General features: G+C 41.7%; 23 protein-coding genes and 1 pseudogene. 7 read left to right on the top strand and 17 right to left on the bottom strand.

Features of this window, described 5'->3' with window-relative positions; all coding sequences use genetic code 11:
* Window positions 1-45: 45 nt before the first annotated feature.
* The 5 genes from CSP5_RS09885 to CSP5_RS08720 form a co-directional block, all read right to left on the bottom strand.
* The gene (locus tag CSP5_RS09885; protein ID WP_197685804.1) at window positions 46-240 is read right to left on the bottom strand and encodes a hypothetical protein; all 195 of its coding nucleotides are present in this window, start codon (window positions 238-240) and stop codon (window positions 46-48) included.
* Window positions 237-644, bottom strand: a complete 408-nt coding sequence (locus tag CSP5_RS09880) for a DUF4396 domain-containing protein (RefSeq protein WP_197685803.1) — start codon at window positions 642-644, stop codon at window positions 237-239. Before CSP5_RS09880 ends, CSP5_RS09885 begins: the two co-directional genes overlap by 4 nt.
* 457 nt (window positions 645-1,101) lie before the next feature.
* The gene (locus CSP5_RS08730; RefSeq protein ID WP_241869850.1) at window positions 1,102-1,809 is read right to left on the bottom strand and encodes a class I SAM-dependent methyltransferase; all 708 of its coding nucleotides are present in this window, start codon (window positions 1,807-1,809) and stop codon (window positions 1,102-1,104) included.
* Window positions 1,810-1,859: 50 nt separating this feature from the next.
* On the bottom strand, window positions 1,860-2,267 hold the full coding sequence (locus CSP5_RS08725) for a DUF302 domain-containing protein (protein WP_148690183.1): 408 nt from the start codon (window positions 2,265-2,267) through the stop codon (window positions 1,860-1,862).
* Between the two features lies 1 nt (window position 2,268).
* A complete protein-coding gene (locus tag CSP5_RS08720) occupies window positions 2,269-2,463 on the bottom strand; it encodes an SHOCT domain-containing protein (protein ID WP_148690182.1) in 195 nt (64 codons plus the stop codon).
* Window positions 2,464-2,892: 429 nt separating this feature from the next.
* Here CSP5_RS08720 and CSP5_RS08715 point away from each other — a divergent pair, with 429 nt between their 5' ends.
* From CSP5_RS08715 to CSP5_RS08700, 4 genes are read left to right on the top strand one after another with little or no spacing between them, the layout of a single operon-like run.
* Window positions 2,893-3,309, top strand: coding sequence for an IS110 family transposase (locus CSP5_RS08715; RefSeq protein WP_148690181.1), 417 nt, complete (start codon window positions 2,893-2,895; stop codon window positions 3,307-3,309).
* Window positions 3,310-3,369: 60 nt separating this feature from the next.
* Window positions 3,370-3,669 carry a transposase gene (locus tag CSP5_RS09930; RefSeq protein ID WP_148690180.1) on the top strand — a complete coding sequence of 100 codons (300 nt, stop codon included), beginning with the start codon at window positions 3,370-3,372 and terminating at the stop codon, window positions 3,667-3,669.
* Entirely contained in the window at window positions 3,666-4,541 is an 876-nt protein-coding gene (locus tag CSP5_RS08705; protein WP_148690179.1) for an IS3 family transposase, read from the top strand. Before CSP5_RS09930 ends, CSP5_RS08705 begins: the two co-directional genes overlap by 4 nt.
* Window positions 4,522-5,031, top strand: a complete 510-nt coding sequence (locus CSP5_RS08700; protein ID WP_172399458.1) for an RNA-guided endonuclease InsQ/TnpB family protein — start codon at window positions 4,522-4,524, stop codon at window positions 5,029-5,031. Before CSP5_RS08705 ends, CSP5_RS08700 begins: the two co-directional genes overlap by 20 nt.
* Window positions 5,032-5,157: 126 nt before the next feature.
* Here the strand turns inward: CSP5_RS08700 and CSP5_RS08695 are convergent, their stop codons facing one another.
* The 7 genes from CSP5_RS08695 to CSP5_RS08665 form a co-directional block, all read right to left on the bottom strand.
* Window positions 5,158-5,367: a hypothetical protein gene (locus CSP5_RS08695; RefSeq protein WP_148690177.1), complete on the bottom strand. Its 210-nt coding sequence runs from the start codon at window positions 5,365-5,367 to the stop codon at window positions 5,158-5,160.
* 195 nt (window positions 5,368-5,562) lie between these two features.
* Window positions 5,563-5,958: a hypothetical protein gene (locus CSP5_RS08690; RefSeq protein WP_148690176.1), complete on the bottom strand. Its 396-nt coding sequence runs from the start codon at window positions 5,956-5,958 to the stop codon at window positions 5,563-5,565.
* Window positions 5,959-6,070: 112 nt separating this feature from the next.
* Entirely contained in the window at window positions 6,071-6,982 is a 912-nt protein-coding gene (locus CSP5_RS08685) for an IS3 family transposase (protein WP_148690175.1), read from the bottom strand.
* Window positions 6,982-7,284, bottom strand: a complete 303-nt coding sequence (locus CSP5_RS08680) for a transposase (protein ID WP_148690174.1) — start codon at window positions 7,282-7,284, stop codon at window positions 6,982-6,984. Before CSP5_RS08680 ends, CSP5_RS08685 begins: the two co-directional genes overlap by 1 nt.
* Window positions 7,281-8,216, bottom strand: coding sequence for a hypothetical protein (locus CSP5_RS08675; RefSeq protein WP_148690173.1), 936 nt, complete (start codon window positions 8,214-8,216; stop codon window positions 7,281-7,283). Before CSP5_RS08675 ends, CSP5_RS08680 begins: the two co-directional genes overlap by 4 nt.
* A 200-nt stretch (window positions 8,217-8,416) precedes the next feature.
* Window positions 8,417-8,788: a type II toxin-antitoxin system VapC family toxin gene (locus CSP5_RS08670; protein ID WP_148690172.1), complete on the bottom strand. Its 372-nt coding sequence runs from the start codon at window positions 8,786-8,788 to the stop codon at window positions 8,417-8,419.
* Window positions 8,789-9,067 (bottom strand): AbrB family transcriptional regulator, encoded by a 279-nt coding sequence (locus tag CSP5_RS08665; RefSeq protein ID WP_148690171.1) that lies wholly within the window; start codon window positions 9,065-9,067, stop codon window positions 8,789-8,791.
* A 340-nt stretch (window positions 9,068-9,407) separates the two neighbouring features.
* On the opposite strand from CSP5_RS08665, the gene CSP5_RS08660 reads away from it, so the two are divergent.
* From CSP5_RS08660 to CSP5_RS08650, 3 genes and pseudogenes are all read left to right on the top strand, one after another.
* On the top strand, window positions 9,408-9,821 hold the full coding sequence (locus tag CSP5_RS08660) for a nuclear transport factor 2 family protein (protein WP_148690170.1): 414 nt from the start codon (window positions 9,408-9,410) through the stop codon (window positions 9,819-9,821).
* Between the two features lie 23 nt (window positions 9,822-9,844).
* Window positions 9,845-11,071: an MFS transporter gene (locus tag CSP5_RS08655; protein WP_172399457.1), complete on the top strand. Its 1,227-nt coding sequence runs from the start codon at window positions 9,845-9,847 to the stop codon at window positions 11,069-11,071.
* Window positions 11,072-11,736: 665 nt separating this feature from the next.
* Window positions 11,737-12,063, top strand: a pseudogene (locus CSP5_RS08650) (transposase); the annotation flags it as partial.
* A 28-nt stretch (window positions 12,064-12,091) separates the two neighbouring features.
* Here CSP5_RS08650 and CSP5_RS08645 read toward each other — a convergent pair.
* The 5 genes from CSP5_RS08645 to CSP5_RS08625 form a co-directional block, all read right to left on the bottom strand.
* Window positions 12,092-12,658 (bottom strand): IS630 family transposase, encoded by a 567-nt coding sequence (locus CSP5_RS08645; protein ID WP_148690167.1) that lies wholly within the window; start codon window positions 12,656-12,658, stop codon window positions 12,092-12,094.
* Window positions 12,627-13,127: a winged helix-turn-helix domain-containing protein gene (locus tag CSP5_RS08640; RefSeq protein ID WP_148690166.1), complete on the bottom strand. Its 501-nt coding sequence runs from the start codon at window positions 13,125-13,127 to the stop codon at window positions 12,627-12,629. The genes CSP5_RS08645 and CSP5_RS08640 overlap by 32 nt, the downstream gene beginning before the upstream one ends.
* Window positions 13,128-13,259: 132 nt before the next feature.
* The gene (locus CSP5_RS08635; RefSeq protein ID WP_148690165.1) at window positions 13,260-13,469 is read right to left on the bottom strand and encodes a hypothetical protein; all 210 of its coding nucleotides are present in this window, start codon (window positions 13,467-13,469) and stop codon (window positions 13,260-13,262) included.
* A 3-nt stretch (window positions 13,470-13,472) separates the two neighbouring features.
* The gene (locus CSP5_RS08630; RefSeq protein WP_148690164.1) at window positions 13,473-13,715 is read right to left on the bottom strand and encodes a hypothetical protein; all 243 of its coding nucleotides are present in this window, start codon (window positions 13,713-13,715) and stop codon (window positions 13,473-13,475) included.
* Window positions 13,716-13,744: 29 nt separating this feature from the next.
* Complete coding sequence (locus CSP5_RS08625) at window positions 13,745-14,365, bottom strand: halocin C8-like domain-containing protein (protein ID WP_148690163.1); 621 nt, start codon at window positions 14,363-14,365, stop codon at window positions 13,745-13,747.
* Window positions 14,366-14,533: the final 168 nt, after the last annotated feature.

Below are 14,533 nucleotides of genomic sequence, written 5' to 3'. Positions count from 1 at the left end.
AAAGTTAATGATAAGGGTGTGAAAATGGCAGGCCAGTTAGTAGGATTATAGTGACGCAAATATCCCGGTAATGATTAATCCAATAACTAACATCAGGAATGAAGTGGTGGCCATCAATGCGATCGCCTTCCTGGTAACAGGTTTATTTGCTTCTTTTTCTCCGTGATGCAGCATTTGAGGATGTTTAGAATCACTCTCTCCATTTCTGGTAAGCTCACCAGAACGCCCGACAGTCATCATACCATGTTTAGCCTCTTAGATACAAGCTGCCGGTTCATTGGATATGCCAACGCCGGTCCTGCAAGCAAGGCCATTGACATTATGAACCTGAAAGCACAGGAGGCAGGATCATGACTCCCTACAATATTTGAGAACAATATGTTTGAGACCGGCACCATTCCAGACATCAGTAAGTTCATCGAAAGCAACTCCGGAATGAAGGTGCCTGACAAAGAATGTCTATACAAACCTCCGGACACATCTTTCATGAAAAGCGACCGGAATATAGACCGATCAAAGCCGAATCCTAGCAGATATTCAAGGATTATCTTAACGGGTGGTGGCAGATGTGCAAATGATCTGATTATCGCACCAGCCATGATACCAAGCCCGTCTCCGGCTACACAATGGATTGTGGAGCCCAACACCCGGCGCCATCTAATCGAAACATATCTTTCATGTAATCCTGGCAAGGGTTCACGTCACCCGAGCACATACAGGAAGGCGCCAATGGGGCCAGTGTATGCAGTTACAAGTACAAATTAAAGCTTTAGCACGGGATTTTCAGGAGTGGATCTGATATCTAATGCAACGAACAGGAGAAAAGGGAGTGTCGGTGCAAATCAAAGAATCATTATGCCTTCCAACAACATTTCAACCAACCTTACAGTCCCCATAGATTTCCGTAGATTCCTTCATTTATTTCTCCGATTGAACTCCATAAGCCTTTCATTCATGGTGACAAGGTCACTCTTCAATATCAATAATGAAGAATCACAGAAAGGTATAAAGACGTGTTACGCGCTAAATTGGGCTTCAGAGAAATCTTCTTCTAATTGGCAATCCCATGCTTCTTATCCTCCATAACACTGGTGCGACTCTTCAGGGCCATGAGATGATGGCCGTACGTATATTCCTCTGCTGTTTTACCGTATCCTTTCTTGACATAAGCATCTCTTTCAGCAGTTTCATCTCGTGAGGATCATCGCGTAATCCCAATAGATCAGAGAGTATTTCCATGATCTGAGCCGGTTCAGGCATGTTGATCTCTCTTTGCTCACTGAGGATGGAGACATCGGCGATGATGCCCATGTCCAGCATTGTTGAATAAATTTCCGGGAAAGCCAGCATGGTCGGTATGGGCTCAGAAGGGCGAAACACGGGCCAGACGTCCTTCAGGAATCCCAACATCTGATCCACATGGACAGCCAGTATGCATTTCCTGCTTGCGGAACGCTCCATCGCAAGTATAAATTCAATGGGGTCATTGGCAAATTGAATTACAAAGGATGCGAAAGTGACTTCAGCGTTTACCGTTTTCTTTGTTGGCCAAGAATCCGGAACTACATTTATGTTTGGCAAAACACCTTCTTTCTCAGCTGTCGAAAGGAGTCGCGTGCGCATCTCCTCGCTTGGTTCAAATGCTGTCACGGAACATCCTGCCTGCGCCAATGGTATTGCAAATCTGCCGACTCCGCTTCCTATGTCGATTATAGAACGCTCGGGACCTAGGTTCTGCAGAACTTTTTGATACAATGCAGTCGTCCTTGGATCAATTGTTTGTGATGACTTATTCAGGTTATCAGCCATTATCTTCATAACAGCAGGAGTCAACATTCCGGAACCTAACTTTTTTGAATTCATATAGAATCATTATCCATGAATGAATTCACTATCTTCTTGAGTTTCGTTTCGACTTCAACCAGGAAAGGTTCCATGTCTTTCGAATGGCTCAAATTGAGTGTGCGGAATATCTCGCCAGGTAGTTGAACTGATATCTCAGAATGATCACCTGCATTTTTCACGATGAGGTGGCAGGGAAGAAGTGATTCCAGTCTGGTATCCATTGCAAGCGCTCTGCTGGCAAGACCTGCATTGCAGATATCATATGTCCTAAGTTCAGTGTAGTCGAAACCTTTGCTTTTCAGGATTTCACTGGTTTTTATTTCTGCCAGAACGGCAAAACCATTCCTCGTCACCAGATCCGGTACCTTAGAACACGCCTCTTCAAATGTCAATTTGGAGTTTTTCCTGTATTCTGTTGCCATATTATTGCCTCGATGCAATCTCACTTTTCATGCTCTTGTAATCTTCCATGCTGATCTCACCCTTTGCGTAACGGATATCCAGAATATCCATCGCGGTCATACTGCTGTCGTCTGATTTGCCGCCCATGTTTCCATGATCATGCATGCTGTGTCTGCCATTTCCTTTTTCTGATTGATTCATACATCCGCAGGACATGCTTCAACAATTACAGATTGCTACTTAACAATTGTGTTTGCATTTTGTGGAATTCTCTTCATAAAAGCTTACACAATGGCAAGTATTTTATCATGTTGGCTCGTGATTCGGCAACTGAAGCACTGATCCTGTGCACAACAAATTAAGCAGTGAACGTGAATCCTTTTATTGCTATACTCGCCCTTCTCTTCCTGACAGTTATATGTTCTCTTCCTTTATCGACAGAGTGAAATATATTCCGGTCAAAGAGGCGCTTAGAGGTGTGGAAGTGGAGGAGAGGCTGATTTCAGGGGCGAAAGCTTGATAGAATTTGGGAACCCCTCTTGTGGCATTGAAATATTTGTACTTGACTGAATAGTAAATTCCCTGGGCGGTCAGCCTTCCGTGTGCGGCTCTCAGTCAGCCATAAGAGTCGCCGGGAGGGATAAAATGGATAAACAGAAAAAGCGTATTGATCGCATGAACAGTCCTGTAGTGGGAATAGATCTTGGAGAGAAGGAAAGCTTTGCCACGTATATGGCACCTGATGGAGACATAAGGGAACAGTTCAGGTTCCCCATGACTGGAGAGGGGTACAGAGAATTTGAAAAGAGGATACCGAAAGAGACGAGAATAGCGTTTGAAGCATCGGGATCTGCGTATGCAGTTTCTAACGCATTGAAAGGTATTGGATATTATGACATAACCGTGGCCCATCCGAAAGAGATGACGTGGATAACAAAGTCAAAGAAGAAAAACGATAAGGTGGACAGCCTCAAGCTTGCAAAGCTGCATCTCGTTGGAATGATACCTGTACTGGACCTAGTTAGAGTTAGACAATTTGATAGTGGAGAAAGGTTTAAATAGGGGGAGAGTCAAGAGAGGGGGAATTTTTAATCTCCTCCCGGATTCCATGGAGGCTTCATCATGGTAGGCAAATCTAACAGGACCAGGGAAGAGAAGGCAAGGATTGTCATGGAGGCCCTGTCCAACACCGCCTCTATAGCTGAAATCTGCAGGAAATACGACGTTGGATCATCGGCGTTCTACAAGTGGAGGGATGCGTTCATTGCAGCAGGCACAGCTGCACTTGAAGCAGGCAGATCATCAAAGGACGCTAAGGTGCAGATGGAGATCGAAAACCTCAAGAGGATCATAGGAGAACTGACTGTAGCAAATGAAACACTAAAAAAAACTCAACTCTCCAGGAGAGGAGGGATGCGATGACCTACCTTGTTGGGGAAGGGATCAGCAGGAGCAGGGCATGTGACCTCTCAGGATACAGCAGGTCCCTCCTGTACTACAGACACAGGAAGAGGTCAATACCCCTTGACCCATCCATCGAGTCCAGGATCAGCGAAATAATCAAGGAGAGGCCTTCCTACGGTACGAGAAGGGTTACGGCAATGATAAGGCGTTCCCGCCTCAATGTGAACAGGAAGAGGGTCAGGAGGCACATGAGGGCGATGAACCTGGTCATGGCGAGGAAAAAGGTGGCCAGGGAGAAGGCCCCCAGGGCAGTAGTCGTTTCCACGTTGAACAGGACGTGGGAGACCGACTTCACAAAGATATACATACCCGGAGAAGGGTGGGTATATTTCACCGCCTACATCGACCTCTGCTCAAGGAAGGTCAGGGGATTCCTTGTCTCAATGATGTCCAGGACAGAAGAGATGCTGCTGGCACTTGACAGTGCCCTCCTCACGGAATTCCCTGACCTCGTGATCCCCAATCTGTCCATAAGATCGGACGACGGTTCTCAGCTGACATCACACAGGTATGAGGAATACCTGAGGTCCCTGGGAATAAGGCACGAGACAATACACCCCAACACGCCGGAGGAGGATGGCCATGTGGAATCGTATTTCGGCCATTTCAAGGAGGACTATATATACACCAGGGATTTCTCCAGTTACATCGAGTTCGAGTCCTACATCGGGTGGGCTGTGAATGACTACAATTCAGTGAGACCGCACTCATCACTGGATTATCTCACTCCGGAGGAATTTGAGTGCAGGATAATGGAGGATGAAATGTTTAGAAGAAAATGGATTGAAAAACAGATGGGGAGGTATGAGCATGTCATTCTCCTCGAATGAACCCGGAAAGTTGTCTAAACAAACGGGGTCCATGTCACAGCATATTTCGGAACAGAGAAAGGACTTCCAGAACAAGGTATCCGACATCCTGATCCTAACGTGTGACAGTATCGGGGTCGAGAGCCTGAACGTCAGCGGTATGGTAAACAATCATCGTCTGGCTGGAAGTATAATGGATGCGGGATGGTCTTCCTTCCTGGCAATGCTGAAAACCAAGGCATTGCTGAGGGGCAAGAATGTAGTGGAGATAGGGAGATTTGATCCCTCAACGAGGATGTGTTCGAGTTGTGGATACATGAAACACATGGAATTATCTAAAAGGACATACGCATGTGATAAGTGTGGCTTAACCATAGACAGGGACTTGAATGCCGCAATAAACATAAGAAAATTCGCTCTGATCAAGAGCGGAGTACCCACGGACAGTGGGGAATTAACGCCTGTGGACAGAGGTGCCAATACCTTTTCCCTCCGCATGGAGAGGGCATAGGGCAAGCACACGGATTGAATCAGGAAGCCCCGACGCTTTAGCGAGGGGAGGATGTCACAGTTCCTATTTTGGGTTGGGCCCCTAATTATGGACCGATCGGGATTTGATTAATGTTTTAAGGGAATACTAACTATTAGAAGTTTGATCCTTTACTGATATACATCTTTCGGAGATAGACAAAGCCACAAAATGAGCACTGTTCCCTACGGTATATGTTAGATCAAATATGTAGAGGTAATCAGAAACGTTCTTTGACATGAATGCCATGATGTTGATCGCCAGAACAACAATGGATACAACTATAACAAGAACTAAGTGGTAAAGATAACGATTCATGATTATTTGGTACTCCATTTAACTCTATTCTTCCTACTTATGTGAGTACTCAGAATAAAATACACTCCAGCGATAATGGAAACTACGGAAATCAAAGTACCAAATGAATAGAATGTTTGAACATTAAAAGATCCTAATAAACCCACAACACCTGAAATCAGAAATATAATTCCAAATATTGATGGGAATAATGTTCTAATTCCTGCTTTTTCTGTATGCACTCAAACCACCCTGAATGAATAATCGAACCATCGCAGCAAAAATAAACATTATACCAACTACAAATGAACCTGCCCATACTAAGGATTTTACTCCTAAGTAGAATGTTAGAATACCGAATGAAAATAAAGTGATTCCACCAACTAAACTCATAATGCCAGTTCTAAAAAACCAAGGGGAATCTTTTTCCATTATAAGAATAACTGCCACACCAATAGAGGCTATGGAAAAAACCAATGGTAAAACTATTGGCAATGCTGATATGAAATGTCCATCAAACTTTAGGTTGTAAGATAAAAATATTGACAGATATAGAAGGGCTAAACCAACAATATAAAAAAGAAGGGACTTATAGATGTTCTCATATCTCATGTTTACTCCCCCTTCCCTTAATCTTATTAAGCCCCAGTGCAACATTGAATTACATTATAAGCATCCTCATGGTTAGGTCCCCTAATTGGAGACATTATTGTCTTATAACATTTCAAGCTTTCTGAATCTTTTCCATACATTTTTCATTCCTCTCCCTTGGTGCAATATATCCTATGGCAGTGTGCAGCCTCTCGTTGTTATAGAAATCCACGAATCTCTCGATTGTTGATTTCGTTTCATCAAAGAAATCAAACTCGAATCTTCTTATGACTTCCCTCTCCAGAATTGAGTTGAACGATTCTATGTGTGCATCTTCCTTCGGAGTTGCTGGATGGATCCTCTCATGCGGGATGTTCATCATTGAGAGGAAATTCTCCACAGTATTGCATATAAACTGTGTGCCGTTATCGCTTCTCATACGAACGCCTGAGATATTCTCCAACCCTCTTCGATCAAATGCAGAGGCCATTGTTTCTTTCACATCGTTACCGGTGCAGTGATATCCCAAATAGTGACCAACAACCTCCCTGGTGTAACAGTCAATCATTGCAAGAAGATAGGCATTCCTGGATTCCCCATGGATCCAGACATACTTTATGTCGAATTCCCACACCTGATCCGGACCCGTAACCTCAACAGTGGACTGCACAACTCTTGTTACCGGCTTTCTCTTATTGTATGAGTGGTTCAGAAGATTATTCTCTGACATGAGTCTCCTGACCTTCTTCCTGTTGATTTCATATCCATTTCGATTGATCTGTTTTGCAGTTTTCTTGTATCCATAACAGACAAACCCCCTTGAGAGAAGTTTCTCCATTTCATCCACCACAATGCTGTTATCCACCATGATTGTTTCATTGCCATCCCTCTTAATTGTGAAGAGGGAGTTGTGCCTCCCCCTCTTCAGCAACTGTCTTTCACTGAATACACCATTCCGGTAGAAGCTGCACCTTGGTATGTGAAGAAGGTCTGCAATGTGGCTTATTCCCAACCCTTTGCCAATGTATTCATTTGCCAGGTTCATTATCTCTTCACCATCTTTTTTTTTATAGATTCACTGAGCAGTGCATTCTCCAGATCCTTTTCTGCAAGGAGTGTCTTCAGCTTTTCATTTTCCTTCATCAGTTTTCTCACTCCAGGTTCCATTCTCCTGTAATGTGGTTTAAGACCATCCAGTCCGAAGGTATCATAGGATTCCTTCCATTTGTAGTACATGCCTGGATCTACAGAGTATTTCCTGCACGTTTCAACAACCTTGCCACTCTCCTTGATCTCCTTTATTATGGCAAGCTTCTCTTCCGCTTTCCATCTTCTTCGTTCTGTCATTGTTCCCCCCAGACCCCCTTTAATTCATCTCTTAATATATATTTAACCCTATAGGACAACTTTGTCTCACTATTTAAGGGGGCAGACCACTCAGTGCACTCCCCTGCTTTATAAATACAATAGGCACATGCAAGAACATCAAGACTAAAGCATATAAGACAAGCAGGTAACGTTAAAAAATCAAAGCAAGCTGCGAGACAATCAGGTAAAACTAGACACTCTGCGCATATCTCCTCAATGTCAGGAACACTGAGAACGCAATCCGTGAGACTCAATGCATTCTCAAGGCAACATGTAAAATTAAAATCCATTAAGGTCACCTTGTAAGATAGTTCCATCACATCAATTGGCTTCAATTTATTTCGGTTGTTGTCATATACTTCAGGAAAAGCGCTCAGAAGATGCGCCATTTTATTGTAAATCCACTTTCTCTTTTCTGAAACACCGTTATCTAATTTGTTTATAACAAAACTTAAGTCTTTTGCAACCGATAAAAAGTCTCCTTTATAATTTATGCTTATTGGTAAAGCGAAAAGGTCAACATGGTTTAGGTCCTTTGGTGAAACGTTGATGGATAGAAACAATGCGCCTTTGTTGTTTTCAAGTGGAACTATACTCCCTTCTAAGTATATTATGGCCTCATCATCGGCAATCTCAAAGTATAATGAGTAAGCTTTTCCCGACTGAGATATTTTTTCCTCTGAAAGTTCATAATCCATCTCTCGAAATGACATAGTGTAATTTTGGGTCTTATCAGAAAAAATTAGAGAAATGTTTTTCACACCACTATTAGCAAATGTTTGAGGCGTTTGAATTTTTGGAGAGATCTTTCTAGGTTTCTTGTAAGTAATAACCTCAGTTTTTATTTCATCTTTATCCTTTACCACTCGTACTACTTCCGACATTGTGAGTTCCTGCTTTCTGCTACCCATAATAATAGAAACAAATTATTATATATATATATATATATATATATATATTTCCATTCATCAGTAAACACTGTAATTCAGAGCATTTTTTGATATAGAAAAGATGGACCGGTCGGGATTTGCTTATTGTTTTAAGGGAATGCCATACTACAATCTTCTAAGATTTCATTTTGGCGTAATACTTTCCCCATCTGGGATTGATGTCAGAGATAATCAGATCCCGCCCGCTTAACACCAAGCTTCTCATATATATGATCTGAGCTTATTATCTCACCCTCACACAGTGATGCGTGGAACGCGTCAAAGACACCCACACCTTCGTGATCGATAAGGTGTGCTGCTGCCAAAGCATTTTGTTTACTGGCCCCTTTCAGTTCAGCAATGGATAGGACGCTAGCAATCATGCCTTCGGTGGGTACTCCTTTCCTGACGCTTACCAGCGCTAGTTCTACCAGGGTAAGCATAGAAGTGAAGATTGTTCCCTTATAATTTTCCAGTGCTTTGATAGCCCAATTGTTCAACCCATCATTTGAATTCGAAATTGCGATGAAGAAATCTGTATCAGCGTATGGCATTTATCGCATATCCTTTTGTCTTCTGTTGGTCCTTTCTTCAACTTCTTTGTTTGCCTCGTCCACAGCCAACATTCTGGTATCTCTTGCCGTTTGCTTGCCGAGACCGAGTTTTTTGCCCCACTTTCGTAACTCAGTAACAGGATCTTTGGGCTTGGGAATTAGCAGAATCTCTCCAGACAATTTGATAACATAAAATCTGTCCCCATATAATGTTCTCGATTCTTGACCTATGTTAATTCGTCCCTTTTCATCCAATTTTGCCTCTTCAATCATTGCCATATGATGATACAGAACAGACTAATTAAGATTGTGGGAATTCTGTATATTTGTGGGAATAATTTCTAAAGTATTCCACAACAATACAAAACGCAAGTGTAAACTGTGGAGTTGGACTGGATATCAAGACACAAGATTGGTCTGTAATATGTTGCATGAATCATTCAATGCACACAATGGACCGAACAGGATTTGATTAAAGTTTTAAGGGAATACTATGCAAAAATCTTATGCACTAAAACCGACATGGCGAAACCGATGAACGGTATGATTGAGGAGTACTAATTGGGATAAGAGGGAAATATAGCGACAACCGTAAATATAATGGTCAGTTGTAACCGACATGGCTTTTGATCGTGAATCTTTTGAAAGAAAATTTATGAAAGGATGGAACTATCATACAACTGATCAACTTTTGGAATTATATGCGGAAGATATCGTTTACAAACATCAAGGGGAAGAACCAAGAATAGTTAGTGGAAAAAATCAATTCGAACTCTACCTTAAAGGATTGTGGAATTCTATTCCTGATTTTGAGTTCAAGTTACTTAGAACCGTATGGAATGGAAGCATAGGATTCGGAGAATGGATTGGGAAAGGTACATTTCAAGGGCAAAGATATGGGCGCAACAAGGTTACTGAACCTAAGAAAATTGAATATGAAGGTGTAGACGTCATGATACTGGACAGTAGCAATCTTATAAAGGAGGAAAGAGCCTATTACAACATGTTAGACGTTATTAGACAACTCCAATGAGTTTTATTCTTCAAGGGTCAAGAATGAACGGTAAGGACATAGTGGTTGCATCTCTTCTGGGATTTATTTCCACATTCGAGGCAACCATGATACTGGTTGCTGTTCCGGTACTTTCTGACTATTTCGGCATCTCTCACCTTCAGGCTTCTTTACTTGTTACTATCTACGTGGCAATAGAGGCGTTTCTATTTGTTCCGTTTGCCATGATTTTTGAAAGGATTAGCCTCAAACTGGGCATGATTTTTGGAGGTGCCCTGCTGGCGGCGGGGGGATTCCTTATTTTCTTCAGTTCCAGCTTCATTGAAATTGAGTTTTTCAGAATGATACAGGCTGTTGGCGCATCCATAGTGTTGCCAACATCCCTTGCATATGCCTCAAGCATCGGTGATGACGCAAGCAGAGGTAGCGCCATAGGGACAAATCATACCATAGTGAGCTTAGGATATGTAATCGGATTGCCAGTAGGCGGTTTCGTTGCTCTCCTTGACTGGAAAGTGCTTTTCCTGGTCTCTTCATTGCTGGCACTGGTTTGCCTTGCTTTTGCCTTGAGAATTGAGGACATAAGGAAAGCTTCATCAATCGGACGCCGCGCATTTGGACCGAGCCTTGCACTATCCGGTGTTGTGTTACTGGCATTAAATATTTGGGCAGGGATAGCAGTGATGGCTATTGGTCTGATAATGAGTTCTAGGGTGAGATTGCCAAGAGAATACGTGAAATCGAGTCTCAGTGGTTTCCTTCATTCAATAACGAGAAACAGCTTCGCTGCTTATCTCGTTTTTCTTTATGCATATCTGGGTTACAATTCACTCCAATACGGTCTTCTTATACTCCTGTTTCCGTTGTCATTCACATTCTTTTCTCTTGCTGGAGGGAAAGCTTCCGACAGGTTTGGTAGAAAAGTTGTACCAATGCTTGCTTTTCTGACAATGGCGCTGTTTTCCTTTTCCATATTTATAAACTTGATTCTTGCAGAAATTCTCCTTGGGATTGCATCGGGCCTTGCAACCACATCAAACACATCCTACACCATGAACAGTCTTGGACAGGAAAACAGGATTGTTGGTTCTGCTCTGAGGACATTGCAGGGTACGGTCGCAATGTCCATCGGCCTGAGCATAGGTTCATTCATTTCCATAGGCTCAAAAGATATCGTTCTTATTCTATTGGCTCTAAACGTGGTTGCTGCTACTTTGGTACTTTCTTATAAATTCCCAATGTCAAAGGAGGTGTGTCTTCACATTCTTTAGTTGCATCGAAAGATTGCAGCCACGTTTATTTATTTTCTATTGAATTTCCGAAAAATGTGCAGCACGAGAACTCCTCATATTCTATGATTCCGCACTAAACGAACCTCGGTTATGTTGTAAAAACCATCTTTTTCTCTAATTGTTATAGAATGGACCGGTCGGGATTTGATTAATGTTTTAAGGGAATACTTACCAAAATAGCACAATCTGCTCTGTAGCACATTAGTCACATTTCAAAGGTTATTACAGGTATTACTTGTTACAAGTGTAACATTTTGGGGGTAGTGTCTTTTAGTTTAATAGGAATTACTGCTCTTCCAGAAGCGACCACATCTGCTTATTGATTCTTTTCCTATCCTCCCGTTCATTTCATGAGAAAACGTGAGACCGCTGTACTTCGTTCCAATAGTCATAGTCTATTCTGCTATTCCTCCTTTCTTTTTTGATTATAGTCATTGACTATGGCTGCCACAGAGCGTTAGATGGACTTTATTAACAAAATCACAGAACTGACGGAAAATGGCCGGTTTTGAATTCATTGATTCCTACACCTATTTTACTCATACAGAAAAGCGATAACCGACACCGTGGTTTGCTATATAGATTATAAAATATGCCTAACGGTGTAAAGGTACAGTGAACACGTTTTTAATTCAAAACGGGAAAGTGTCATGGATTTCCTGAATGAGATAAGATACAGTAATCCGTTCAATCATATCATTCTCATACTGGATAACTTCTTTGCCCACAGAACAGAGAATGTTGCAATAACCGCAGAGATACTGGACATTGAACTGGTATTTCTTCCTCCGTATTCACCACAACTGAATCCAATAGAAATCATATGGAAATTCATCAAGAAAGTAGTGTCACATACATTTGCGAAAGACCAGGAAATGATGGTTGATACTGTTAAAGCAAGCTTCATTGAATTCTCAAAAAGCAAATCCTTCTGTAAAAGATGGGTGGAGATGTTTGTTAACTATACATAACGAAATAAGTATTACCGCATACACACAATCATTCCATGTAGCATAGTGTTCTGAGGGTTCCATTCTCCCCATTCCATAACAGGAACTGTTTTGCAACCACTCTTATAACTCCTTTCAGGTCAGGAAAATACTGGTTATGTAACCTCAATTTTTTCAGGAGCTTCCAAACCCTCTCTATGGGATTCAGTTTCGGTGAGTATGGTGGTAGAAAGTCAAGGAACAGCTGATCTTTGTGTTCCTCCAGCCATGGAAGGATCAACTTTGCATGATGGTACCTGGCGTTGTCCAGGATGATCTGCATCTTCTTTCCCTTCCCCCTTTTCATCAGGACGGTAAGAAATCTGCTGAAAGTTATGGCGTTGAATACATTAGACATCATGCCAACGAATTCTCCCGTCCTGATGTTCACTGCACCGAATACGCTGACACCTTTCCTTGTGGGATACTGTAATACTGTTGGATCCTTGTCTTCAGGTGGTATCCACATGGCCAGGGTGGTTCCATGCTGGTAGAAATGGCATTCATCCAGTGACCATATATCCGTATCGCCTCTCTTCAGATCCTCAGAGAGTTTTTTTAAAAGCGTACTGTTCATCAGGATCGCCTTTGGCTATGATTCCTCTTGGTTTTCTCCTCCTGAATTCAAGCCTGTGAAATATGAGCTGGCATGTCCTTACACCAATCTTCACATGAAACTTCTCCCATATGTGGTGCATGAGAAGTTTCCCATCCCAGAGATTCTGATCATATCCGAATTCTCCCGGATTCTTTCTCAGATCGCTGCCTATCTGATCCATTTGCTGAGGCGTAAGCCTTGAATGCCGTCCGGATCTCACTCCTTCCCTGAGGGCGTTGAAACCTTTCTCGTTGAATCTCTTAACCCATCTCTCTACGGTTCTGGGATCTTCCCCGAATATATTTCCAGCTTCATAGCAGCTCATTCCCTCACTGACGAGCAGAAGGCCGTGCAGTCGGTGATCATACCTTGATTCCTCAGAACGGAATATCTCATTCCGTATAGCAACAGACATCTCCTTTGCGTTGTTTATTTCAAGCCGTTTCATAATTATATAACAATTTTGAATATTTAAATATATGCGGCAGTAATTATTACGTTATGTATAATAAGGGTACAATGTTATGATAAAGACTATAATACCATCTCTTTCCCCAACCCCTCATACTTTTCTTTCGGGTTATTGAGTTCCTGTCCTCCGCTCAAATTTGATACTGTTTTCAAGATAGCGGTAAAAAAAGGCAAGAGCAATCATTATCACTAATGAAGGCAACGCTGCATACAATGCAAAGTCCCTGAAACTAAGATAGGCATTTGCTACTAGCACATAAACTATGAAAAATATGGCCACCCCTCCTATGATATACCTGTGAACGTGTTTTGAAACCATTTTTCACTTCCTCTTTGAATTTTCAAAGAGTTCTCTCATTCTCTCTTGTCTTGAACCGCTTTTTAGGCTTTTTATATATCCTACTGTTCCCACAATTACGATTACCGGTAACAAACCCAGATCAATAAAGGCCAGAACATGTGAATGTATGACTATTATCGCAATTGCTCCGATTAATAAAAACGCTATGAAGAGGAAACCTGCGATAAGACTCAAATAACTAACTGGTTTATGATATTTTACCACTATAATCATCCCACGTTAATGTAAACCATCTAGCATACACCTACCTTTTGGCATATGTACTCGGCTCCCACGCTACAACCGTAATCTGTTATTTCCTCTATTGCCAGTGCACAGAGAGAGGCGCAAATTGATAGACAGATAAGGTAACCGATTAAGGTTTCAACAAATAATAAGCAAATATCTCCTGCTCCCGCAACACATACGTCCGCACATATCTCATCCGAAGGTATGCCGTCTGCCAATTCCTCGCATATTTCCTTAACTAATTCCTGACAAATGTCGCATTGAATAGATGGATCATTGCTTGAGTATGTTTTATTAGGTACCACTAATGTTGTGTCTATCGGTTTACTATTCCCGCAACAAACTTTTCCCTCACTAATGCCCACAATTTTTAGTTTTGAATCATTTTCATTCTTTTCCATTGTATTTATGGAGTAGGTTGCTTTCCCAATATTTCTTCCATTGAATATAGTATAGCTGATAGTGTGTTTACCGTTTACATCTCCTTTCAATACTTGCGTTCCCTGAATTAATTTAGGTCTTTCGCCTTCAATTTCAATAAGTACAGATGCTTGCTGTGTTCTGACACCATTTTCAGTAGTTTCATCAAAATGGACAACCTTTATACTATTTATTCTCTTTGCCATAATAATAAAAACAAATCACCACACCATATATACATATTCCTATTCATTCACACTCTCCGCGTGTGTTGATAACTGACACTTAATTTTCTAGTTTCACCAATCTTATTTCACTTTTCATGACAGCATCTCTTCATGTGATTCATGATCATAGCCATGGCTGTTGATCTT

This window comes from Cuniculiplasma divulgatum (assembly GCF_900083515.1).
Taxonomy (GTDB): domain Archaea; phylum Thermoplasmatota; class Thermoplasmata; order Thermoplasmatales; family Thermoplasmataceae; genus Cuniculiplasma; species Cuniculiplasma divulgatum.
The sequence above is the reverse complement of the archived record's forward strand: the minus strand, read 5'-3'. Positions and strand labels throughout refer to the sequence as shown.

What these genes read in the sequence shown, in the direction of transcription:
- CSP5_RS08680 (WP_148690174.1), bottom strand. Translation starts at nt 7,284, where the DNA reads ATGACAGAACGAAGAAGATGGAAAGCGGAAGAGAAGCTTGCCATAATA.
- CSP5_RS08720 (WP_148690182.1), bottom strand. Translation starts at nt 2,463, where the DNA reads ATGTCCTGCGGATGTATGAATCAATCAGAAAAAGGAAATGGCAGACAC.
- CSP5_RS08645 (WP_148690167.1), bottom strand. Translation starts at nt 12,658, where the DNA reads ATGAACAGTACGCTTTTAAAAAAACTCTCTGAGGATCTGAAGAGAGGC.
- CSP5_RS09930 (WP_148690180.1), top strand. Translation starts at nt 3,370, where the DNA reads ATGGTAGGCAAATCTAACAGGACCAGGGAAGAGAAGGCAAGGATTGTC.
- CSP5_RS08675 (WP_148690173.1), bottom strand. Translation starts at nt 8,216, where the DNA reads ATGGGTAGCAGAAAGCAGGAACTCACAATGTCGGAAGTAGTACGAGTG.
- CSP5_RS08715 (WP_148690181.1), top strand. Translation starts at nt 2,893, where the DNA reads ATGGATAAACAGAAAAAGCGTATTGATCGCATGAACAGTCCTGTAGTG.
- CSP5_RS08665 (WP_148690171.1), bottom strand. Translation starts at nt 9,067, where the DNA reads ATGGCAATGATTGAAGAGGCAAAATTGGATGAAAAGGGACGAATTAAC.
- CSP5_RS08670 (WP_148690172.1), bottom strand. Translation starts at nt 8,788, where the DNA reads ATGCCATACGCTGATACAGATTTCTTCATCGCAATTTCGAATTCAAAT.
- CSP5_RS08690 (WP_148690176.1), bottom strand. Translation starts at nt 5,958, where the DNA reads ATGAGATATGAGAACATCTATAAGTCCCTTCTTTTTTATATTGTTGGT.
- CSP5_RS08635 (WP_148690165.1), bottom strand. Translation starts at nt 13,469, where the DNA reads ATGGTTTCAAAACACGTTCACAGGTATATCATAGGAGGGGTGGCCATA.
- CSP5_RS08640 (WP_148690166.1), bottom strand. Translation starts at nt 13,127, where the DNA reads ATGAAACGGCTTGAAATAAACAACGCAAAGGAGATGTCTGTTGCTATA.
- CSP5_RS08660 (WP_148690170.1), top strand. Translation starts at nt 9,408, where the DNA reads ATGGCTTTTGATCGTGAATCTTTTGAAAGAAAATTTATGAAAGGATGG.
- CSP5_RS09885 (WP_197685804.1), bottom strand. Translation starts at nt 240, where the DNA reads ATGATGACTGTCGGGCGTTCTGGTGAGCTTACCAGAAATGGAGAGAGT.
- CSP5_RS08700 (WP_172399458.1), top strand. Translation starts at nt 4,522, where the DNA reads ATGTCATTCTCCTCGAATGAACCCGGAAAGTTGTCTAAACAAACGGGG.
- CSP5_RS08655 (WP_172399457.1), top strand. Translation starts at nt 9,845, where the DNA reads ATGAACGGTAAGGACATAGTGGTTGCATCTCTTCTGGGATTTATTTCC.
- CSP5_RS08705 (WP_148690179.1), top strand. Translation starts at nt 3,666, where the DNA reads ATGACCTACCTTGTTGGGGAAGGGATCAGCAGGAGCAGGGCATGTGAC.
- CSP5_RS08685 (WP_148690175.1), bottom strand. Translation starts at nt 6,982, where the DNA reads ATGAACCTGGCAAATGAATACATTGGCAAAGGGTTGGGAATAAGCCAC.
- CSP5_RS08695 (WP_148690177.1), bottom strand. Translation starts at nt 5,367, where the DNA reads ATGAATCGTTATCTTTACCACTTAGTTCTTGTTATAGTTGTATCCATT.
- CSP5_RS08725 (WP_148690183.1), bottom strand. Translation starts at nt 2,267, where the DNA reads ATGGCAACAGAATACAGGAAAAACTCCAAATTGACATTTGAAGAGGCG.
- CSP5_RS08625 (WP_148690163.1), bottom strand. Translation starts at nt 14,365, where the DNA reads ATGGCAAAGAGAATAAATAGTATAAAGGTTGTCCATTTTGATGAAACT.
- CSP5_RS08730 (WP_241869850.1), bottom strand. Translation starts at nt 1,809, where the DNA reads ATGGCTGATAACCTGAATAAGTCATCACAAACAATTGATCCAAGGACG.